The sequence below is a fragment of the Salmonella sp. SAL04213 genome, from assembly GCF_046550535.1.
Classification (GTDB): Bacteria; Pseudomonadota; Gammaproteobacteria; order Enterobacterales; family Enterobacteriaceae; genus Salmonella; species Salmonella enterica.
On sequence record NZ_JBGDXS010000003.1, the window covers coordinates 335765 to 354949 of the forward strand.

Here is a 19185-nt window from a genome sequence, read left to right on the forward strand (position 1 = left end):
ATCCGCACCGTCAGGTAGAAATATAATATTCCAATTGGCCGCTATGGTTAAATAAAAATGGATTACAGTGCGAATTCGTCGGGAACTCTCTGCATAATTTAATTTTTATTTTAGAATATAATTTTATTTTGACTTTCGGGTGCGGGTGTTTTTATCAAAATTTGTGGTATTCGGGAATGATCTTTTATGAATGTGAGTATGCAGGCGCGTCTGGTAGGGAACGACCGTTATCTTTTCGTCAATACTCAACTCGCTAACCCTTCCATAAAAACCGTGAGTCGATTTTTTGAGTATAAAACATGGACAGAACAGATTTGGCGTACCGAAGTTATTGAAAACGGCAATGCTTTTTTTCACTGGCAAGGACACGACAGAAAAAACGGACATCGGGATACCATTATTAATTATCTGTTAAATGGGCAACGCTGGCAGTCAACAATCGAAGATTATATTTTCTTCCATGCGCTGGAAGGAAAAGCGTGGCAGGGACATTATGATAATATTATTGAATATGTGAGTTCTGATCATTACGTCTATCAAAGCGCATTTGCTGAATATATCACCGACCAGATTCATCAACGCGCCCCCCATGGGACGCGTTTTTAGAGGCATTACTGCCCGTAATAGGCTTTTGCGCCGTGTTTGCGTAGATAGTGTTTATCCAGCAGGGATTGCTGCATGTCGGGCAACTGCGGCGCAAGCTGGCGGCAGAAGATCCCCATATAGGCCACTTCTTCCAGCACGATGGCGTTATGCACGGCATCCTCGGCATTTTTACCCCAGGCAAACGGGCCGTGCGAATGGACAAGCACGCCGGGCATTTGAGCGGCGTCAATACCTTGTTTTTCAAAGGTTTCAACAATGACATTGCCCGTTTCCCATTCATACTCGCCATTAATTTCCGCCTCGGTCATTTTGCGAGTGCAGGGAATCGTACCGTAGAAATAGTCGGCATGGGTGGTTCCCGTCGCCGGAATCGGCTGACCCGCCTGCGCCCAGATAGTCGCGTGGCGCGAATGGGTGTGTACGATGCCGCCGATAGTCGGAAATGCCTGGTACAACAGACGGTGGGTTGGCGTATCGGACGACGGTTTCTTATGACCTTCAACGACTTCACCGGTCTCCAGACTGACCACCACCATATCCTCAGCGGTCATGACGCTATAATCGACGCCGGACGGCTTAATCACCAGTACGCCGCGTTCGCGATCGACGGCGCTGACGTTACCCCAGGTAAGGGTGACCAGGTTGTGTTTTGGCAGCGCCAGATTGGCTTCCAGTACCTGGCGTTTGAGATCTTCTAACATTGTTTTCTCCCTGCCGGATGGCGCTTCGCTTATCCGGCCTACGAGCGACGGTGTGCCGGATGGCGACATAAATGCCTTATTCGGCCTACAGGACCGTAGGCCCGGTAAACGCAGTGCCACCGGGCAATCCGTTTCACCAATTAACGTTTGAACCCGTAATACACCTCGTTCCAGCGCAGCGCGTCCTTAAAGGCCGGCAGACGGGTATCATTATCAAGTACCGCGATTTCGATATCGTGTATTTCTGCGAACTGGCGCATATCGTTCAGATCCAGCGCGTGGCTGAAGACGGTATGGTGCGCGCCGCCAGCCAGAATCCACGCTTCGGAGGCGGTCGGCAGATCCGGCTGCGCCTTCCACAGCGCGTTAGCTACCGGCAGTTTCGGCAGGGAGTGCGGCGTTTTTACGGTGTCAATGCAGTTGACCAGCAGGCGATAACGATCGCCGAGGTCGATCAGGCTGGCGACGATCGCCGGGCCGGTTTGGGTATTGAAAATCAAACGCGCCGGATCTTCCTTGCCGCCAATCCCGAGGTGCTGGACGTCGAGGATCGGTTTCTCTTCCACCGCGATGGACGGACACACCTCCAGCATGTGCGAGCCGAGCACCAGATCGTTGCCTTTCTCGAAGTGGTAGGTGTAATCCTCCATAAATGAGGTGCCGCCCTGCAGACCGGTTGACATCACTTTCATAATGCGAAGCAGAGCGGCGGTTTTCCAGTCGCCTTCGCCCGCAAAGCCGTAGCCCTGTTGCATCAGACGCTGTACGGCCAGACCCGGGAGTTGTTTCAGGCCGTGCAAATCTTCAAATGTCGTCGTAAAGGCGTGAAAGCCGCCCTGTTCCAGGAAACGCTTCATACCGAGTTCAATACGCGCCGCTTCTCGCACGTTCTGGCGTTTATCGCCGTGGATTTGGGTGGCGGGCGTCAGGGTATAGCTGCTTTCATACTCGTCAATCAGAGCGTTGATATCGCCGTCGCCGATAGAATTCACCACCTGCACCAGATCGCCGACCGCCCAGGTATTGACCGAAAAGCCAAATTTGATTTGCGCGGCCACTTTATCACCGTCAGTCACTGCGACTTCACGCATATTGTCGCCGAAGCGGCAGACTTTTAGCTGGCGGGTATCCTGTTTAGAGACCGCCTGGCGCATCCAGGCGCCGATACGCGTATGGGCCTCTTTATCCTGCCAGTGACCAGTGACGACCGCGTGCTGCTGGCGCATCCGCGCGCCGATAAAACCGAACTCGCGGCCGCCGTGCGCAGTCTGGTTCAGGTTCATAAAGTCCATATCGATGCTGTCCCACGGCAGGGCGGCGTTAAATTGGGTATGGAATTGCAGTAGTGGTTTGTTAAGGATACTCAGCCCGTTGATCCACATTTTGGCCGGGGAGAAGGTGTGCAGCCAGACCACCAGCCCTGCGCAGCGATCGTCATAATTGGCGTCACGACAAATGGCGGTAATCTCATCCGGCGAGGTGCCCAGCGGTTTTAATACCAGTTTACATGGCAGTTTGGCTTCGGTATTCAGCGCGTTGACCACATGCTCGGCATGTTGGGTGACCTGACGCAGGGTTTCTGCGCCATACAAATGCTGGCTGCCAATCACAAACCATACTTCATAATTATCAAAAATCGTCATTGTCGTGTCCTTAATGAGTCAGGATTGCCTGATTGGCCGGGGTCGTTGGCGCCGGCGCGGCAGTCGGAAGATAATGTTGTTCTGCGCTTAGCGCCCACTGCTGGTAGCGGCGGTAAAGCTGTTCGAGGCGTTGCGCCTGTTCAGGGCGGGGACGCAGAGTGCGTTCTACCGCGCTTGCCATGCTTTGCTGGGCGGCAGGAATATCGGCATGGACTTTCGCAGCGACGGCGGCAAAGATAGCGGCTCCTAATGCGCAACACTGGTCGGAAGCGACGATCTGCAACGGACGATTCAGTACGTCGCAGCAGACCTGCATAATGACCTGATTTTTACGGGCGATGCCGCCAAGCGCCATCACGTTATTGACCGCGATACCCTGATCGGTAAAACACTCCTGAATGGCGCGCGCGCCGAAGGCGGTCGAAGCGACCAGACCGCCAAACAGCGCTGGCGCGTCGGTGGCGAGATTGAGATCGGTAATGACGCCTTTCAGACGCTGATTAGCGTTTGGCGTGCGGCGACCGTTAAACCAGTCGAGCACCACCGGCAGGTGATCCAGGGACGGATTTTTCGCCCAGGCGTTGGTGAGCGCTGGCAGTAGCTGCTTCTGGCTGGCGTTAATCTGGGTTTTCAGTTCCGGGTGCTGCGCGGCAAGTTGTTCCAGCGGCCAGCTCAACACGCGGCTAAACCAGGCGTAGATGTCGCCGAAAGCAGATTGCCCCGCTTCCAGACCGATAAAGTTCGGCACCACGCTGCCGTCAACCTGACCGCAAATGCCTTTCACGGCGCGATCCCCAACGCTCTGTTTATCCGCAATCAGAATGTCGCAGGTAGACGTGCCGATGACTTTTACCAGCGTATTGGACTGTGCGCCCGCGCCGACCGCGCCCATGTGGCAGTCGAACGCGCCGCCGGAAATCACTACGCTTTCCGGCAAGTCGAGGCGCTGCGCCCATTCGGCGCACAGGGTGCCCACGGGCAGATCGGCGGTGAAGGTTTCGCTAAATAACGGGTAGCGCAGATGACGGTTAATGCACGGATCGAGTTCATCAAAGAAGCTCGCGGGCGGCAGACCGCCCCAGCTTTCATGCCACAGTGTTTTGTGCCCGGCACTGCAGCGGCCACGGCGGATATCCTGCGGGCGAGTGGTGCCGGAAAGCAGCGCCGGCACCCAGTCACACAGCTCAATCCACGAGACGGCGGCCTGCGCGACGGCGCTATCCTGCCGGGTGACGTGCAAAATCTTCGCCCAGAACCATTCGCTGGAGTAAATGCCGCCAATATAGCGGGAGTAGTCGACCTTGCCTGGCTTATGGCACAGACGAGTGATTTCGTCGGCCTCTTCCACGGCGGTGTGATCTTTCCACAGCACAAACATCGCATTCGGGTTCTCGGCGAACTCTGGACGCAGCGCCAGGACGTTACCGTCGGCGTCAATCGGCGCAGGCGTAGAGCCGGTGCTGTCAACGCCAATGCCAACGACATTTGCGCGTTGCGCGGCGCTTAATTGTGCCAGAACGGCTTTCAGCGCGGCCTCCATTGACTCCATGTAGTCGCGCGGATGATGACGGAACTGGTTGTTTGGGCCGTCGCAATAACGGCCTTCTTGCCAGCGCGGATACCACTCTACGCTGGTGGCGATCTCGTCGCCGGTGGCGCAGTCCACTGCCAGAGCGCGCACTGAATCACTGCCAAAATCGAGGCCAATTGCAATTGCCATCGTCTTACTCCATCCAGAAAAACAGGTATGGAGAAACAGTAGAGAGTCGCGGCAAAAACCGTCAGGCAGGATCCGCTAATCTTATGGACAAAAATGCTAATGCTTTGCAAAGTGTGACGCTGTGCAAATATTCAATGTGGACATTCCAGCCATAGTTATAGACACTTCTGTTACTTAATTTTATCGCCTGAACTGTACGCTTTTGTTACAAAGCGCTTTTCACAAGCGGGGTTGATACGTGCTTTCATCAAGCGCAAGGTCTTGCGGAGACGTAAGCACTGTCGTCCTGGTCAATATGGACAATTTGTTTCTTCTCTGAACATCGGGGGGTAGAGAAATCATGGCTGAAACGCAAAATGATCCGCTATTGCCGGGATATTCATTTAATGCCCATCTGGTCGCCGGACTGACGCCAATTGAAGCGAATGGATATCTGGATTTTTTTATCGATCGTCCGTTGGGCATGAAGGGATATATTCTTAACCTGACCATCCGCGGAGAGGGCGTCATTAATAATAATGGCGAGCAGTTTGTCTGTCGGCCTGGCGATATATTATTGTTTCCGCCGGGCGAGATTCATCACTATGGACGGCATCCGGACGCCAGCGAGTGGTATCACCAGTGGGTTTATTTCCGGCCTCGCGCCTACTGGCAGGAGTGGCTGACCTGGCCGACAATCTTTGCCCAGACAGGATTTTTCCGCCCGGACGAGGCGCGCCAGCCGCATTTCAGCGAACTGTTCGGACAGATCATCAGCGCCGGGCAAGGGGAAGGTCGCTATTCTGAGCTACTGGCGATCAATCTGCTGGAGCAGTTGTTGCTCAGACGTATGGCGGTAATTAATGAGTCGTTGCATCCGCCGATGGATAGCCGTGTGCGCGATGCCTGCCAGTATATCAGCGACCATCTGGCGGACAGCCATTTTGACATCGCCAGCGTCGCCCAGCATGTCTGCCTGTCGCCCTCCCGGTTATCGCATCTGTTCCGCCAGCAGTTAGGCATTAGCGTATTGAGTTGGCGCGAAGATCAGCGTATCAGCCAGGCGAAACTCCTGCTTAGCACCACGCGAATGCCGATAGCGACCGTTGGGCGCAATGTTGGATTTGACGATCAGCTCTATTTTTCTCGGGTATTTAAAAAATGCACCGGGGCAAGTCCTAGCGAGTTCAGGGCCGGATGTGAATAAAAAGTGAATGATGTGTCCACAAAGATGTCATAAGCCGTAACTATTCGGATAATTGACGGCTTGACGAAGGGGGACGGGATAAGCAGAATCCCTGCTTCATCACGCTGACGGACACACTATGCAAGCACTGCTGGAACACTTTATCACCCAATCCACTCTGTATTCGCTTATCGCTGTGTTGCTGGTCGCCTTCCTGGAATCGCTGGCGCTGGTGGGGTTGATTTTACCCGGCACGGTACTGATGGCGGGGCTGGGCGCGCTTATCGGCAGCGGCGAGCTCAATTTTTGGCATGCCTGGCTGGTGGGTATTATCGGCTGTCTGATGGGCGACTGGATTTCGTTCTGGCTGGGGTGGCGCTTTAAAAAGCCGCTACACCGCTGGTCTTTTATGAAAAAGAACAAGTCGCTGCTGGATAAAACCGAACACGCGCTGCATCAGCACAGTATGTTCACGATCCTGGTCGGACGTTTTGTCGGTCCGACGAGGCCGCTGGTGCCGATGGTGGCAGGGATGCTGGATCTTCCCGTGGCGAAATTTATTGGGCCGAACTTGATTGGCTGTTTGCTGTGGCCGCCGTTTTATTTCCTGCCGGGCATTCTGGCGGGAGCGGCAATCGATATTCCTTCCGATATGCAGAGCGGAGATTTCAAATGGCTGCTGCTGGCGACGGCGTTGCTGCTGTGGGTCGGAGGCTGGCTATGCTGGCGGCTGTGGCGCAGCGGCAAAGCGGCAGTCGATCGTTTAACCGCGTATTTCCCCCGCAGCCGTTTGCTGTATCTGGCGCCGTTGACGCTCGGGATCGGCGTGGTCGCGCTGGTGGTGCTGGTTCGCCACCCGCTGATGCCGGTATATATCGATATTCTGCGCAAAGTTGTGGGTTACTAACGATTCCTTTGCCGGATGGCGGCTTCGCCTTATCCGGCCTACAAAATATGGGATTTGATGCCCAATAGCGCTGAGGCGCTGGCTTGACCGCTTAGTAGCTCGTCTGTTTTGCCTTGCCACGCAATGCGTCCGTCGGCCACGACGATTGACCGGGGCGCAATTCGCGCCGCATCTTCCACGCTGTGCGAGACCATCAACAGCGTGAGCTGTCGCTCGCGGCAGATATCGCTGACCAACGTCAGCATCTCCTGGCGCAGCGCGGGATCGAGCGCGGAGAACGGTTCATCCAGCAGCAGTACCGGCTGTTCACGTACCAGGCAGCGCGCCAGCGCTACCCGCTGACGCTGACCGCCAGACAGTTCGCCCGGCAAACGCGCCATCAGACTCTCAATGCCCATCTGACGTGCGATAGCGTCCCGTTTTTCCCGCTGGCTGGCGTTGAGCGTTAACCCGGGGTTTAGCCCCAGACCGATATTTTGCTGCACATTCAGGTGGCTGAATAAATTATTCTCCTGAAACAGCATTGAGACCGGACGGCGTGAGGGCGGCGTAAGCGTATGATCTTCACCGGCAATAAGTAACGTACCGCTGGCAGGCGCAAGAAAACCGGCAATTAAATTCAACAACGTGCTTTTCCCCGCGCCGCTGGGGCCAAGAATCGCCACCTGCTCGCCGCGTTCTACCGCCAGCGTAAAACGCATCGGCAAATGATGGTAAAGCCAGGTGATATCAATCAGTTTTAGCATGTCGGCCCGGTAGTTTCTCTATGAGGGTAAATAACGTAAAGCAGAGCAGCAGCAGTATCAGCGCGGTCACCGCGCCGTCCTGGCTGCGGTAGGAGCCGATCTGCTGATACAGATAAAACGGCAGCGTGCGGAAATTGTCATTGCCGAAAAGCGCGACGACGCCAAAATCACCGATAGAAAGTACGCAGGCAAACGCCAGCGCCTGCGCCAGCGGACGTTTCAGCGCCCGCAGTTCCACGACCTTTAACCGCGACCAGCCTTCAATTCCTAATGACTGGCACAGCATTCCATAACGGGCGGTAATATCGCGCATTGGGTTTTCCAGGACTTTTAGCGCGTAGGGGATTGCCATCAGCGCATTGGTGAAAATCACGATGCCGTCGGCGGATTCCGGTAAGCCAACGCTGTTATTGAGCAGTAAAAAGAAGCCTGTCGCCAGCACGATCCCCGGCATCGCGAGGATCAACATCCCGCTGAGTTCCAGCGTTTGTCCGGCGAATAGTTGCTGGCGTTGGCGTAGCTCGCGGCTACTCCACAGCAGCATCATGGTCAGCACCACACACAGAACGCCCGCCGCCAGCGCAATGCGTAGCGATGTCCAGACAGCCTGCCACAGAATGGGTTGCGCCAGCACCTCCGGCAGGCTGCGGTTGACGCCATCGACCACCACGGCGACCAGCGGCGGAAGCAGCAGCAGCAGCGCCAGCACGATTAATAAGGCGTCAGTCAGACGGCTGTGGAGACGATCGTCAGGATCGCGCCAGCCCTGCGTCAGCGTCATCCCCGGCGCAATCGCTTTGCTCAACCGTTGGCTTAGCAGTACCAGCGCCAGGCAGCAGACCATCTGGATTAATGCCAGCATCGCCGCGCGGGCGGGATCGTAGTCATAACTGAGCGCCTGAAAGATAGCCAGTTCGATAGTGGTGGCCTGCGGGCCGCCGCCGAGCGACAGAACCGTTGCGAAACTGGCGAAGCAGAGCATAAAAATCAGCGCCGCGACGGGCGGAATTTGGCGGCGCAGCCACGGCCATTCGACAAAACGGAAAAAATGCCAGCCGCGCATACCGAGCTGGGCGGCGAGCTGGCGCTGCTCGCCGGGAATGCTTTCCAAAGATTGCAGCAACAAACGGCTCGCCATTGGCAGGTTAAAAAAGACGTGCGCCAGTAAAATGCCCTGCAAGCCGTAGGGGGAGAATGTCCACTGAAGCCCCAGCATCTGCCACAGCGAGGCCAGCCAGCCCTGACGGCCATACACGCTAAGAATACCGAACACGGCAACCAGTACCGGCAGAATCAGCGTCATGGCGCACAGACGCAGCAGCGCCAGACGTCCAGGAAAACGGCGTCGATAAAGCGCGCGGGCGAGAAAAACCGCCGGGACCACAGACAGCACTGCGGACAGAAACGCCTGCCAGAATGAGAAGCGCACCACATGCCACAGGTAGCTATCCCGCCAGATTGTCGACCACGCGCCCGACGGCGCGTTCAGCCAAAGCGCCAGAAAGGCCGCCAGCGAGACGGTTATCATCAGCGCGGCGGCGCACAGCCCCGGAATCAGCCAGCCGGGAATTAACGGCTGACGGCGCGTTGCCATTCGCTAATCCATGCCTGGCGTTGTGCTGCCACTTGTTGCGGCGTGAATTCCAGCGTTGTGGCGGGTTTTGCCAATGATTCAAACCCTGCTGGTAGGGCGACGTCCGCTACCGGGTACATCCAGTTGCCGGTGGGTATGGCGTTCTGAAACGCCGGAGAAACCATAAATTTGAGGAATTTCTCCGCCAGTTCCGGCTGCTTGCTGGCGACGGTACGCGCCGCGACCTCTACCTGTAAGTAATGGCCTTCGCTGAAGTTCGCGGCGGCGTAATTGTCCTTCTTCTCTTCAATAATGTGATACGCCGGAGAGGTGGTGTAACTGAGCACCAAATCGCTTTCACCTTTCAGAAATAAACCGTAGGCCTCGCTCCAGCCTTTCGTCACCGTCACCGTTTTGGCCGCCAGTTTTTGCCAGGCCTGCGGCGCGTTATCGCCATAGACTTTGCGCATCCACAGTAACAGCCCCAGCCCTGGCGTACTGGTACGCGGGTCCTGATAAATCACCCGCCATTTTTGATCGCTCTCGACCAGTTCTTTCAGGCTTTTCGGCGGATTTTTCAGCTTGCTTTTATCGTAGACAAAGGCGAAATAGCCGTAATCGAACGGCACAAATGTGTCGTTTTTCCAGCCGCCGGGCACCTTGACCGCTTCATTCGCCACGCCGCTTTTGGCAAAGAGTTTAGTTTGCGTGGCCGCTTCCAGCAGATTATTGTCCAGCCCCAACACCACATCGGCTTTGCTGTTCTTCCCCTCCATCCGCAGGCGGTTGAGCAGTGAAACGCCATCCTCCAGCGCCACCAGTTTCAGCTCGCAGTTGCAATCGGCTTCAAACGCTTTTTTCACCGCCGGGCCTGGCCCCCAGTCGGCGGCGAACGAGTCGTAGGTATAGACGGTGAGAACGGGTTTGGCGAAAGCAGGCGCCGCGCACAGGAGTAAAAGCGGAAGATATTTTTTTAACACTTTGCACCTCAGTTAAAGAGTGGCAAAGGACTTGAGAGGTAGCCTCAAATCCCTTCGCCGGCATTATCCGGATCAGGTTCGACGGGTATTTTCTCAGCGCGCGCATGAGCGCGGCACCCCGTTGAGTTCGGCGTTAGTGTAGTGATTTTGTTGCCGGGCAGCAATCAAGAGCTGGCGTTAAGGATCTGGCGGCGCAAACCACGCCGATTTAAAATCAAACCAGCCGAGGGTATTCATGCGCAGCCCGCGCATACTGCGCTGTCCCTGGATAATCAGCCAGTGGTGGATCAACGGCACAATCGCTTTGTTGACCAGCAGTTGCTGGCACCAGTTCGCCAGGTTCATCTCGCCAGCGCGCCACTGCGCGGCGTCGTCTTGCCAGTCGCGCGGAATGCAGTTCTGCAAGAGCGGTACTTCGCACAGGTGCGCGAACAGCGAGAAATCCAGCGGCAGCGTAAAGTTAGCGCTATTGAGCCAGATATCGCTTTCGATCTCGCCGGCGTGCCATTGATCGTAGTCGATCTCCTGAATATGCAGATGCACCTGATGTTCAGCCAGAAGCGCGCTCATGATACGGGCGATAACCCGGTGCTCAATGTGTTCGCGATAGAAGGTCAGCGTGAGGGTTTCCAGCCCGGCGGGTTTTTCGCCCGGGCCTGGACGGGCGTGATGCCAGCGCGGTAAAAGCCCATAGGCCGGGAACCAGAGCTGCTGTAGCGGTTCATCGGCATGATAGAGTAAATTGGTGGGGGAGAGGACGTGGCTTACCCATTCTCTGACCTGCGGATGCGCGCCGCGCGGCGTTCTGGCGTCGAATAGCAGGTAATAGCACCCCTCTTCCAGTCGGCTTTCTATCGCTTTTTCACCGCCTTGTATCGGCCCTTCCAGCATCAAGCCGCAGGCTGGTTCTTCACTGATATCCGGCAGTACCCAGACGTTCACTTCGTCTATCAACGCCCGATAGCCGAAGTAGTCATCAAAGGCGAGTATCTTGAGTTGGTTCGGCGTATTACGCCGCACGGCATAAGGCCCGGTGCCGATAGGGTGGCTGGCGAAATTAGCCAGCGTTTCCCACTCCCGCGGCAAAATCATCGCCGGGACCTGGCCCAGCAGCCACGGCAACCAGCGATCCGGCTGGGAAAGATGAATATCCAGCGTCCACGCGGTAGGGGAGTCTATCTTTGTGATGTGCGAGTAAAGCGGAAGCGTATTGATACGCGTCAGCGAGGCGATGACATCTTCCATCTCCAGCTCGCGGCCATGATGAAAATGAATGCCGGGGCGCAGGTAGAAGCGCCACAGTAAAGGGGAAATTTGCTGCCAGTGGTGCGCAATGTCCGCTTCCAGTTCCCCGTTTTCCTCATTTACCCGCGTGAGCGAACTGAAAATTTGCCGGGCAATATGGGTTTCCGAGCGACGTAATGCGGTTCCCGGCAGGAGATTGTGCATCGGACGATAGTAAAGAACCCGCAGAATATGCCGCCCCTGGCGGAAGCTGCGTCCCAGATGGGAAATCAGCATTTGCCTGACAGCGCTTTTATCGCCGACCAGTTGTACCAGTTGATCGATTCGATCTTGTTCCAGCAGGTCTTCCGCCCGCTGCTGTTGCAGCGCCAGTCCGGTATACAGGAACGTCAGACGCGAACGCTTTCCGCGTCCAACCTCGGCCTCCCATGTTAGCCAACCGCGCGCCTGCATCGTATTTAGCAGCGTACGCATATGGCGACGCGAACAGTTCAGCAGATCCGCCAGCTCATTAAGCGTGGTGTCTTGCGTTTTACCGTCACAACATTGCCAGAGACGGATAAATTGTTGTTGCAGGCGACCTGAGGGCATAAAAGGGGAACTCCGATGAAAAACTCAGCAATTTTATTATCCCTATATTAGGCCAATAATATCTTTCGATGAAGCAAGAGGAAGAGGTCACTATGCGCCAGTTCTGGTTGAGATATTTTGCCGCGACGGAAAAAACGTCCTGGCTGGCTTGCCTGAGCGCGCCGCAGCGCTTAAAAATGCTCGCGGAACTGATGCAGTGGGAGGCGACCGATTGAAGCCAATTGCAGACATCATGTGTGACTGAGTATTGGTGTAGGCGATAGCCTAAAATCACCCGCCAGCAGATAATATCTGCTGGCTTTTTTTATTTCGGCTGTTTCTGGATGACGACGATGGGACGGCGTCTCAACGGGATTTATGCGGCGGTTTCTGTGGTCACGCGGGGGGGAGCGGGCGAATAAAAGACGTATAAAAAATGCCGGAGTATCCCCGGAATGAGCGACTGATGAGTAACCCGGCGCTTGATGGCGCTACGCTTATCAGGCCTACAGGATATAGTGGCAACCTGGTGATATTGCATAACCTGTAGGCCCGGTAAGGCGTGAAAGGTTACTGCATAAATGCCGGTTGTTTATTTTCGTAGGCGGCAATCGCGTCTTCGTGCTGCAGCGTCAGCCCAATGCTGTCCAGACCGTTCAACATGCAGTGGCGGCGGAAGTCGTCGATTTTAAAGCTGTAGGTCTTATCGCCTGCTTTCACCACCTGTGCTTCCAGATCCACTTCAAATTTAATGCCCGGATTGGCTTTCACCAGAGCAAACAGCTCATCGACCTGTTCGTCGCTTAATTTCACCGGCAGCAGTTGGTTATTGAAACTGTTGCCGTAGAAGATGTCGGCGAAGCTTGGCGCGATCACCACTTTAAAGCCGTAATCGGTCAACGCCCACGGCGCGTGTTCGCGTGAAGAGCCGCAGCCAAAGTTTTCCCGCGCCAACAGTATCGACGCGCCTTGATATTCCGGAAAGTTCAACACGAATTCCGGATTTGGCTGTTGACCCTTTTCATCCAGGAAGCGCCAGTCGTTAAACAGATGGGCGCCAAAACCGGTGCGCGTAACCTTCTGCAAAAACTGTTTAGGGATAATTGCATCGGTATCGACGTTGGCGGCATCCAGTGGGACAACCAGGCCGGTATGCTGGGTAAATTTCTCTGCCATGGTAGTTTCCTTATTTGATGCTGCGAATGTCGGCGAAGTGGCCGGTAACGGCGGCAGCGGCGGCCATCGCCGGGCTGACTAAATGCGTGCGACCCCCGCGGCCCTGACGGCCTTCAAAGTTACGGTTGCTGGTGGAGGCGCAGCGCTCGCCCGGGTTCAGGCGGTCATTATTCATGGCCAGGCACATGGAACAGCCCGGTAAGCGCCATTCAAATCCTGCTTCGATAAAGATCTTGTCCAGACCCTCCGCTTCCGCCTGCGCTTTCACCGGACCTGAACCCGGCACCACCAGCGCCTGCACGCCCGGCGCAACTTTGCGCCCTTTGGCGACTTCCGCCGCCGCGCGCAAATCTTCAATGCGCGAATTGGTACAAGAGCCGATAAAGACTTTATCGATAGCAACGTCCGTTAACGGTACGCCCGGCTGTAAGCCCATATAAGCCAGCGCTTTTTCGGCGCTGGCGCGCTCAACCGGATCGCTAAAGGAGGCGGGATCGGGAATGATGTCGGTGACGGAAATCACCTGGCCCGGATTCGTGCCCCAGGTCACCTGCGGCGCGATCTCTTCTGCTCGCAGGGTGACGACAGTATCAAAGGTCGCGCCGTCATCGGTTTTCAGCGTTTTCCAGTACTCGACGGCTTCGTCAAAATCGCGGCCCTTCGGCGCGTGTAAACGTCCTTTTACGTAGTTGAAAGTGGTTTCATCCGGGGCGACCAGACCGGCTTTGGCGCCCATCTCAATCGCCATATTGCACAGCGTCATGCGGCCTTCCATACTCAGCGCGCGGATAGCGTCGCCGCAAAATTCAACCACGTGCCCGGTGCCGCCGGCGCTGCCGGTTTTACCGATGATCGCCAGCACGATGTCTTTGGCGGTAATGCCCGGCGCGGCGTTGCCCGTGACTTCAATCTTCATGGTTTTAGCGCGCCCCTGTTTCAGGGTTTGCGTCGCCAGTACATGTTCTACCTCAGAAGTGCCGATGCCGAAGGCCAGCGCACCAAACGCGCCGTGGGTGGCGGTGTGGGAGTCGCCGCAGACGATGGTCATGCCCGGCAGGGTGACGCCCTGTTCCGGCCCCATCACATGGACGATGCCCTGATACGGGTGATTCAGGTCATACAGTTCGACGCCGAACTCGTTACAGTTCTTAATCAGCTCCTGCATCTGGATACGCGCCATTTCACCGGAGGCATTAATGTCTTTAGTCTGCGTCGAGACGTTGTGATCCATCGTGGCGAAGGTTTTCCCTGGCTGACGTACCGGACGATGGTGCGCGCGCAGACCATCAAACGCCTGCGGCGAGGTGACTTCATGCACCAGGTGGCGGTCGATGTACAGCAGCGGCGTTTCGTTTGGCGCCTCAAAGACCACGTGGGCATCAAATAATTTTTCGTATAACGTTTTGGCCATGATTACACCCCTTCTGCGACATAGCGGGCGATAATATCGCCCATCTCATCGGTACTGACTGCGGCAGCGCCCCTGGCTAAATCGCCGGTGCGAACGCCCTCTTCTAATGCGCGATTGATCGCCTGTTCAATGGCCGTTGCCGCATCGTTGGCATCCAGGCTGTAGCGCAGCAGCAGCGCCAGCGACAGGATCTGCGCAATTGGGTTGGCGATATTTTTCCCGGCGATATCCGGCGCGGAGCCGCCAGCCGGTTCATACAGGCCAAATCCTTGCTCGTTCAGGCTGGCGGAGGGCAACATCCCCATTGAGCCGGTGATCATGGCGCATTCGTCGGACAGAATGTCGCCGAACAGGTTAGAGCACAGCAGTACGTCAAACTGCGACGGGTCTTTAATCAACTGCATGGTGGCGTTATCGATATACATGTGCGCGAGTTCCACATCGGGATACGTTTTCGCGACATCATTGACGATTTCACGCCACAGGATAGAGCTTTGCAGTACGTTGGCTTTATCAATAGAGGTGACTTTACGGCGGCGTTTACGCGCCGATTCAAAGGCGATACGGGCAATGCGCTCGATCTCAAAGCGGTGATAAACTTCGGTATCAAAGGCTTTTTCGTACTGACCGCTGCCTTCACGGCCTTTTGGCTGTCCGAAATAGATCCCGCCGGTCAGCTCGCGCACGCACAGGATATCGAAACCGTTAGCGGCGATATCGGCGCGCAACGGGCAAAATGCTTCCAGTCCCTGATACAGTTTCGCCGGACGCAGGTTACTGAATAATTTGAAATGCTTGCGCAGCGGCAGCAGGGCGCCGCGCTCTGGCTGGCTTTCCGGGGGCAAATTTTCCCATTTCGGACCGCCGACGGAGCCAAACAGAACGGCATCCGCCTGTTCACACCCTTCAACGGTGGCTTTCGGCAGTGGATGACCATGATTGTCGATAGCAATACCGCCGACGTCATAGTGGCTGGTGGTAATACGCATATCAAAACGGCTGCGTACCGCATCCATAACTTTCAGGGCTTGCGCCATGACTTCCGGGCCGATACCGTCGCCCGGCAGTACGGCAATATGATAGTTCTTCGACATTACACGGTTTCCTTGTTGTTCTCTTTATTTTGAGCTTTGCGTTGCAATTCTTTTTCAACTTCGGCGGCGCGCCAGATATTGTTCAGTACGTGCACCATCGCTTTGGCGGAGGATTCGACGATATCCGTCGCCAGCCCGACGCCGTGGAAGCGGCGACCATGATGGTTCACGACGATATCGACCTGACCCAGCGCGTCTTTGCCCTGGCCTTTGGCGTTCAGGTCGTATTTAACCAACTCAACGTCGTAGCCAGTGATGCGGTTAATCGCCTGATAGATGGCGTCGACCGGGCCGTTGCCGTTCGCCGCTTCGGCCTTGATCTCTTCACCACAGGCCAGCTTCACGGAAGCGGTGGCGATATCGCTGGAGCCGGACTGCACGCTGAAGTAATCCAGACGGAAATGCTCTGGTTCTTCTTGCTGTTTATTAATAAACGCCAGCGCTTCCAGGTCATAGTCGAACACCTGGCCTTTTTTGTCCGCCAGCTTCAGGAACGCGTCGTACAGGTGGTCCATGTTGTAGTCTGTGTCCTTGTAACCCATCTCTTCCATGCGATGTTTCACGGCGGCACGGCCAGAGCGGGAGGTCAGGTTCAGCTGTATCTGGTTCAGACCGATGGACTCTGGCGTCATGATTTCATAGTTTTCGCGGTTCTTGAGGACGCCATCCTGGTGGATGCCGGAAGAGTGGGCAAAAGCGCCGCTGCCGACAATCGCTTTGTTGGCCGGGATCGGCATGTTACAGATCTGGCTGACGGTCTGGCTGGTGCGCCAGATTTCGTGGTGATTGATGTTGGTGTGTACGTTCATGATGTCTTTGCGCACTTTAATCGCCATGATCACTTCTTCCAGTGCGCAGTTACCGGCACGTTCTCCGATACCGTTCATCGCGCCTTCAACCTGACGAGCGCCCGCATGTACTGCCGCCAGCGAGTTGCCTACTGCTATCCCTAAATCGTCGTGGGTATGAACGGAGATGATGGCTTTGTCGATATTGGGGACACGTTCATACAGGCCGGAAATGATTCCCGCAAACTCAAACGGCATGGTATAGCCCACGGTATCGGGAATATTAATGGTTCTCGCGCCGGCGTTTATAGCGGCTTCCACCACGCGCGCCAGATCGTCAACAGGCGTCCGGCCAGCATCTTCGCAGGAGAACTCTACGTCATCAGTGTAATTACGCGCCCGCTTAACCATATATACCGCGCGTTCGATGACCTCATCCAGCGTGCTGCGCAGCTTGGTGGCGATGTGCATTGGCGAGGTGGCGATAAAAGTATGGATGCGAAACGCGTCGGCGACCTTCAGCGCCTGTGCCGCGACGTCGATGTCTTTTTCTACACAACGCGCCAGGGCGCAAACGCGGCTGTTTTTAATGGTGCGGGCGATGGTTTGGACGGATTCAAAATCACCCGGAGAAGAGACCGGGAAGCCCACTTCCATGACATCAACACCCATGCGCTCAAGGGCCAGGGCAATCTGCAGCTTCTCTTTCGCGCTCAGGCTGGCCTGTAACGCTTGTTCGCCGTCGCGTAAGGTCGTATCAAAAATAATGACTTGCTGGCTCATGATGTGGTCCTTGTCTCCAGGGGCGCCTTGCGTCAGGCATAAAAAAACCCGCGCAACGGCGCGGGTTTTGTTTGACGTCGAGCTGACTTAATGTTGAATGCCGCCCACCGGTCTACCGCGCACAATAAATGCGTTGAGTAGTAGTAGCCCAGTGAAACGAACGATATGTGACATTAATTCAGCTCCAGCGAATGCGTTATGCTTTTAGTGGTACTGGATATGCCGTTTAATGTCAACTCTATTTTCTGTCGCCATTGCATTTTGTTGACGATATCCGGATACGTACTTTAGCTAATTGTGCTGGGCTGCGCGTCCAATAAAGGATAAAAGAACGAGTGGACATTCATACTTTTCATTGTTTGAAATATTTAGGCATTTTTGTTTGCAAATTGGTTAGGGGAATGGCCTGTTAAAGGTATGCTAAAGGTTTGGTTTATCTTTTTGATTTGTTTTATATTTTAACAAATAACCTTGTTTACTTAATGGATAAGGATAAAGTTATTGATAAATTAATGTTAACTTTTTAGCTATTAATAATATAAACATTTAATTGAAACTTAAATGATCATTCACTTGGTGTATGATTGTGTATTCGCCATAGTTATGGTTATATTGCTTGCGTAATTTAAACATTATGAATCGCAATGGTGTGACTCAGGACACATTACGCTTGCGCTGGCATTCTATTTGTCTCTGTCAGCGTCTTTATGTTTTCCGAATTTTAACGCTTTCCCTTTTTCTTATTTTATATGCATGGTAAATCATATTTTCAGGAATTATTTCTGCCTTCAGCCAGAAAAAGGGAGTTAAGCGTGACAGTGGAGTTAAATATGCCAGAGGTCAAAACCGAAAAGCCGCATCTTTTAGATATGGGCAAACCACAGCTTCGCATGGTTGATTTGAACCTATTGACCGTGTTCGATGCGGTAATGCAAGAGCAGAATATTACGCGCGCCGCCCACACGCTGGGAATGTCGCAGCCTGCGGTCAGTAACGCCGTAGCGCGTCTGAAGGTTATGTTTAATGACGAACTTTTTGTTCGATATGGACGAGGAATTCAGCCGACTGCCCGTGCATTTCAGTTATTTGGTTCAGTCCGTCAGGCGTTACAATTGGTGCAAAATGAATTGCCGGGATCGGGGTTTGAGCCGACCAGCAGCGAACGTGTATTCAATCTTTGCGTGTGCAGTCCGCTGGATAATATCCTGACGTCACAGATTTATAATCGTGTAGAAAAAATTGCGCCAAATATTCATGTCGTTTTTAAAGCGTCGTTGAATCAGAATACTGAGCATCAGTTACGCTATCAGGAAACCGAGTTCGTTATTAGTTATGAAGAATTCCGTCGTCCTGAGTTTACCAGCGTACCGCTATTTAAAGATGAAATGGTTTTAGTCGCCAGCCGAAAACACCCGCGTATTAGCGGCCCGCTACTGGAAGGCGATGTTTATAATGAACAACATGCGGTTGTTTCTCTCGATCGTTATGCGTCATTTAGTCAGCCGTGGTATGACACGCCGGATAAACAGTCGAGCGTGGCTTATCAGGGCATGGCGCTTATCAGCGTTCTGAACGTGGTTTCGCAGACGCATTTGGTCGCTATTGCCCCGCGCTGGCTGGCGGAAGAGTTTGCGGAGTCGCTGGATCTGCAAATATTGCCGTTGCCTTTAAAACTGAATAGCCGGACATGCTACCTTTCCTGGCATGAAGCGGCTGGGCGTGATAAAGGGCACCAATGGATGGAAGATTTATTAGTTTCTGTTTGTAAGCGATAAAACCGGGCAGAATAAATCAGAAACAAATTCTGGTTTATTCTGCTTTTTAGCGTATATAAAAAATTTTATGCTGAATTAACGGCGAGCGATTCTTTTCGTCGTTGTGAAAAATAGATGAATTGCTGTAAGTCTGCATTTATAAGCGATTATTTATTACCTGGTGTGATTCAGACGGAGTATTTCTCCATTTCTTCTCTTCTTGCCTCCTGATTATTCTAACCTTCCCCATCTTTACGTCATTCCACCCAATTGCCAGGCGTGATAGCGAGCGGTTAAGGTGTCCGTCAAACCGTGATGACAGG

The 19185-nt window shown here is 54.4% G+C and carries 17 protein-coding genes and 1 riboswitch; of the genes, 5 read left to right on the forward strand and 12 right to left on the reverse strand.

The window, feature by feature from the left end:
• The first annotated feature begins 186 nt into the window (after nt 1–186).
• Nucleotides 187–606 carry a DUF4751 family protein gene (locus tag ACLJPQ_RS11045; protein WP_080184992.1) on the forward strand — a complete coding sequence of 140 codons (420 nt, stop codon included), beginning with the start codon at nt 187–189 and terminating at the stop codon, nt 604–606.
• A 5-nt stretch (nt 607–611) separates the two neighbouring features.
• Here the strand turns inward: ACLJPQ_RS11045 and araD are convergent, their stop codons facing one another.
• From araD to araB, 3 genes are all read right to left on the reverse strand, one after another.
• A complete protein-coding gene (araD, locus tag ACLJPQ_RS11050; RefSeq protein WP_023209240.1) occupies nt 612–1307 on the reverse strand; it encodes an L-ribulose-5-phosphate 4-epimerase in 696 nt (231 codons plus the stop codon).
• A gap of 140 nt (nt 1308–1447) precedes the next feature.
• Nucleotides 1448–2950, reverse strand: coding sequence for an L-arabinose isomerase (gene araA / locus ACLJPQ_RS11055; protein ID WP_080184991.1), 1503 nt, complete (start codon nt 2948–2950; stop codon nt 1448–1450).
• A gap of 10 nt (nt 2951–2960) precedes the next feature.
• Nucleotides 2961–4670, reverse strand: a complete 1710-nt coding sequence (araB, locus tag ACLJPQ_RS11060) for a ribulokinase (protein WP_080184990.1) — start codon at nt 4668–4670, stop codon at nt 2961–2963.
• A gap of 340 nt (nt 4671–5010) precedes the next feature.
• Between araB and araC the strand changes: the two genes are divergently transcribed.
• Together araC and ACLJPQ_RS11070 are read left to right on the forward strand one after the other, a co-directional pair.
• Nucleotides 5011–5856, forward strand: a complete 846-nt coding sequence (araC, locus tag ACLJPQ_RS11065; protein WP_000852387.1) for an arabinose operon transcriptional regulator AraC — start codon at nt 5011–5013, stop codon at nt 5854–5856.
• A 118-nt stretch (nt 5857–5974) separates the two neighbouring features.
• On the forward strand, nt 5975–6742 hold the full coding sequence (locus ACLJPQ_RS11070; RefSeq protein ID WP_001148369.1) for a DedA family protein: 768 nt from the start codon (nt 5975–5977) through the stop codon (nt 6740–6742).
• A 38-nt stretch (nt 6743–6780) separates the two neighbouring features.
• Here the strand turns inward: ACLJPQ_RS11070 and thiQ are convergent, their stop codons facing one another.
• From thiQ to sgrR, 4 genes are all read right to left on the reverse strand, one after another.
• Nucleotides 6781–7488: a thiamine ABC transporter ATP-binding protein ThiQ gene (gene thiQ / locus ACLJPQ_RS11075; RefSeq protein ID WP_000915973.1), complete on the reverse strand. Its 708-nt coding sequence runs from the start codon at nt 7486–7488 to the stop codon at nt 6781–6783.
• Nucleotides 7472–9082 (reverse strand): thiamine/thiamine pyrophosphate ABC transporter permease ThiP, encoded by a 1611-nt coding sequence (thiP, locus tag ACLJPQ_RS11080; RefSeq protein WP_000235635.1) that lies wholly within the window; start codon nt 9080–9082, stop codon nt 7472–7474. The genes thiQ and thiP overlap by 17 nt, the downstream gene beginning before the upstream one ends.
• Complete coding sequence (gene thiB, locus ACLJPQ_RS11085) at nt 9058–10041, reverse strand: thiamine ABC transporter substrate binding subunit (RefSeq protein ID WP_000915326.1); 984 nt, start codon at nt 10039–10041, stop codon at nt 9058–9060. The genes thiP and thiB overlap by 25 nt, the downstream gene beginning before the upstream one ends.
• A 31-nt stretch (nt 10042–10072) precedes the next feature.
• Nucleotides 10073–10172, reverse strand: a riboswitch (TPP riboswitch).
• A 46-nt stretch (nt 10173–10218) separates the two neighbouring features.
• Complete coding sequence (gene sgrR, locus ACLJPQ_RS11090) at nt 10219–11877, reverse strand: HTH-type transcriptional regulator SgrR (protein WP_001726866.1); 1659 nt, start codon at nt 11875–11877, stop codon at nt 10219–10221.
• Nucleotides 11878–11969: 92 nt separating this feature from the next.
• On the opposite strand from sgrR, the gene sgrT reads away from it, so the two are divergent.
• The gene (gene sgrT, locus ACLJPQ_RS11095) at nt 11970–12092 is read left to right on the forward strand and encodes a glucose uptake inhibitor SgrT (RefSeq protein WP_001248755.1); all 123 of its coding nucleotides are present in this window, start codon (nt 11970–11972) and stop codon (nt 12090–12092) included.
• A 334-nt stretch (nt 12093–12426) separates the two neighbouring features.
• Here sgrT and leuD read toward each other — a convergent pair whose 3' ends face one another.
• The 5 genes from leuD to leuL form a co-directional block, all read right to left on the reverse strand.
• On the reverse strand, nt 12427–13032 hold the full coding sequence (gene leuD, locus ACLJPQ_RS11100) for a 3-isopropylmalate dehydratase small subunit (RefSeq protein ID WP_023206635.1): 606 nt from the start codon (nt 13030–13032) through the stop codon (nt 12427–12429).
• Nucleotides 13033–13042: 10 nt separating this feature from the next.
• The gene (leuC, locus tag ACLJPQ_RS11105) at nt 13043–14443 is read right to left on the reverse strand and encodes a 3-isopropylmalate dehydratase large subunit (RefSeq protein WP_001140632.1); all 1401 of its coding nucleotides are present in this window, start codon (nt 14441–14443) and stop codon (nt 13043–13045) included.
• A gap of 2 nt (nt 14444–14445) precedes the next feature.
• Nucleotides 14446–15537 (reverse strand): 3-isopropylmalate dehydrogenase, encoded by a 1092-nt coding sequence (gene leuB, locus ACLJPQ_RS11110; protein WP_001523171.1) that lies wholly within the window; start codon nt 15535–15537, stop codon nt 14446–14448.
• Complete coding sequence (gene leuA / locus ACLJPQ_RS11115; protein ID WP_000082819.1) at nt 15537–17108, reverse strand: 2-isopropylmalate synthase; 1572 nt, start codon at nt 17106–17108, stop codon at nt 15537–15539. Before leuA ends, leuB begins: the two co-directional genes overlap by 1 nt.
• An 87-nt stretch (nt 17109–17195) precedes the next feature.
• The gene (gene leuL / locus ACLJPQ_RS11120) at nt 17196–17282 is read right to left on the reverse strand and encodes a leu operon leader peptide (RefSeq protein WP_001575587.1); all 87 of its coding nucleotides are present in this window, start codon (nt 17280–17282) and stop codon (nt 17196–17198) included.
• A gap of 656 nt (nt 17283–17938) precedes the next feature.
• Between leuL and leuO the strand changes: the two genes are divergently transcribed.
• A complete protein-coding gene (gene leuO / locus ACLJPQ_RS11125) occupies nt 17939–18883 on the forward strand; it encodes a transcriptional regulator LeuO (protein WP_001115420.1) in 945 nt (314 codons plus the stop codon).
• Nucleotides 18884–19185 lie beyond the last annotated feature (302 nt).

Coding starts and splice junctions, on each gene's coding strand:
- leuD (WP_023206635.1), bottom strand. CDS start 13,032: ATGGCAGAGAAATTTACCCAGCATACCGGCCTGGTTGTCCCACTGGAT.
- araC (WP_000852387.1), top strand. CDS start 5,011: ATGGCTGAAACGCAAAATGATCCGCTATTGCCGGGATATTCATTTAAT.
- thiQ (WP_000915973.1), bottom strand. CDS start 7,488: ATGCTAAAACTGATTGATATCACCTGGCTTTACCATCATTTGCCGATG.
- sgrR (WP_001726866.1), bottom strand. CDS start 11,877: ATGCCCTCAGGTCGCCTGCAACAACAATTTATCCGTCTCTGGCAATGT.
- thiP (WP_000235635.1), bottom strand. CDS start 9,082: ATGGCAACGCGCCGTCAGCCGTTAATTCCCGGCTGGCTGATTCCGGGG.
- araD (WP_023209240.1), bottom strand. CDS start 1,307: ATGTTAGAAGATCTCAAACGCCAGGTACTGGAAGCCAATCTGGCGCTG.
- leuB (WP_001523171.1), bottom strand. CDS start 15,537: ATGTCGAAGAACTATCATATTGCCGTACTGCCGGGCGACGGTATCGGC.
- leuA (WP_000082819.1), bottom strand. CDS start 17,108: ATGAGCCAGCAAGTCATTATTTTTGATACGACCTTACGCGACGGCGAA.
- ACLJPQ_RS11070 (WP_001148369.1), top strand. CDS start 5,975: ATGCAAGCACTGCTGGAACACTTTATCACCCAATCCACTCTGTATTCG.
- leuO (WP_001115420.1), top strand. CDS start 17,939: ATGCCAGAGGTCAAAACCGAAAAGCCGCATCTTTTAGATATGGGCAAA.
- leuL (WP_001575587.1), bottom strand. CDS start 17,282: ATGTCACATATCGTTCGTTTCACTGGGCTACTACTACTCAACGCATTT.
- sgrT (WP_001248755.1), top strand. CDS start 11,970: ATGCGCCAGTTCTGGTTGAGATATTTTGCCGCGACGGAAAAAACGTCC.
- ACLJPQ_RS11045 (WP_080184992.1), top strand. CDS start 187: ATGAATGTGAGTATGCAGGCGCGTCTGGTAGGGAACGACCGTTATCTT.
- araA (WP_080184991.1), bottom strand. CDS start 2,950: ATGACGATTTTTGATAATTATGAAGTATGGTTTGTGATTGGCAGCCAG.
- araB (WP_080184990.1), bottom strand. CDS start 4,670: ATGGCAATTGCAATTGGCCTCGATTTTGGCAGTGATTCAGTGCGCGCT.
- leuC (WP_001140632.1), bottom strand. CDS start 14,443: ATGGCCAAAACGTTATACGAAAAATTATTTGATGCCCACGTGGTCTTT.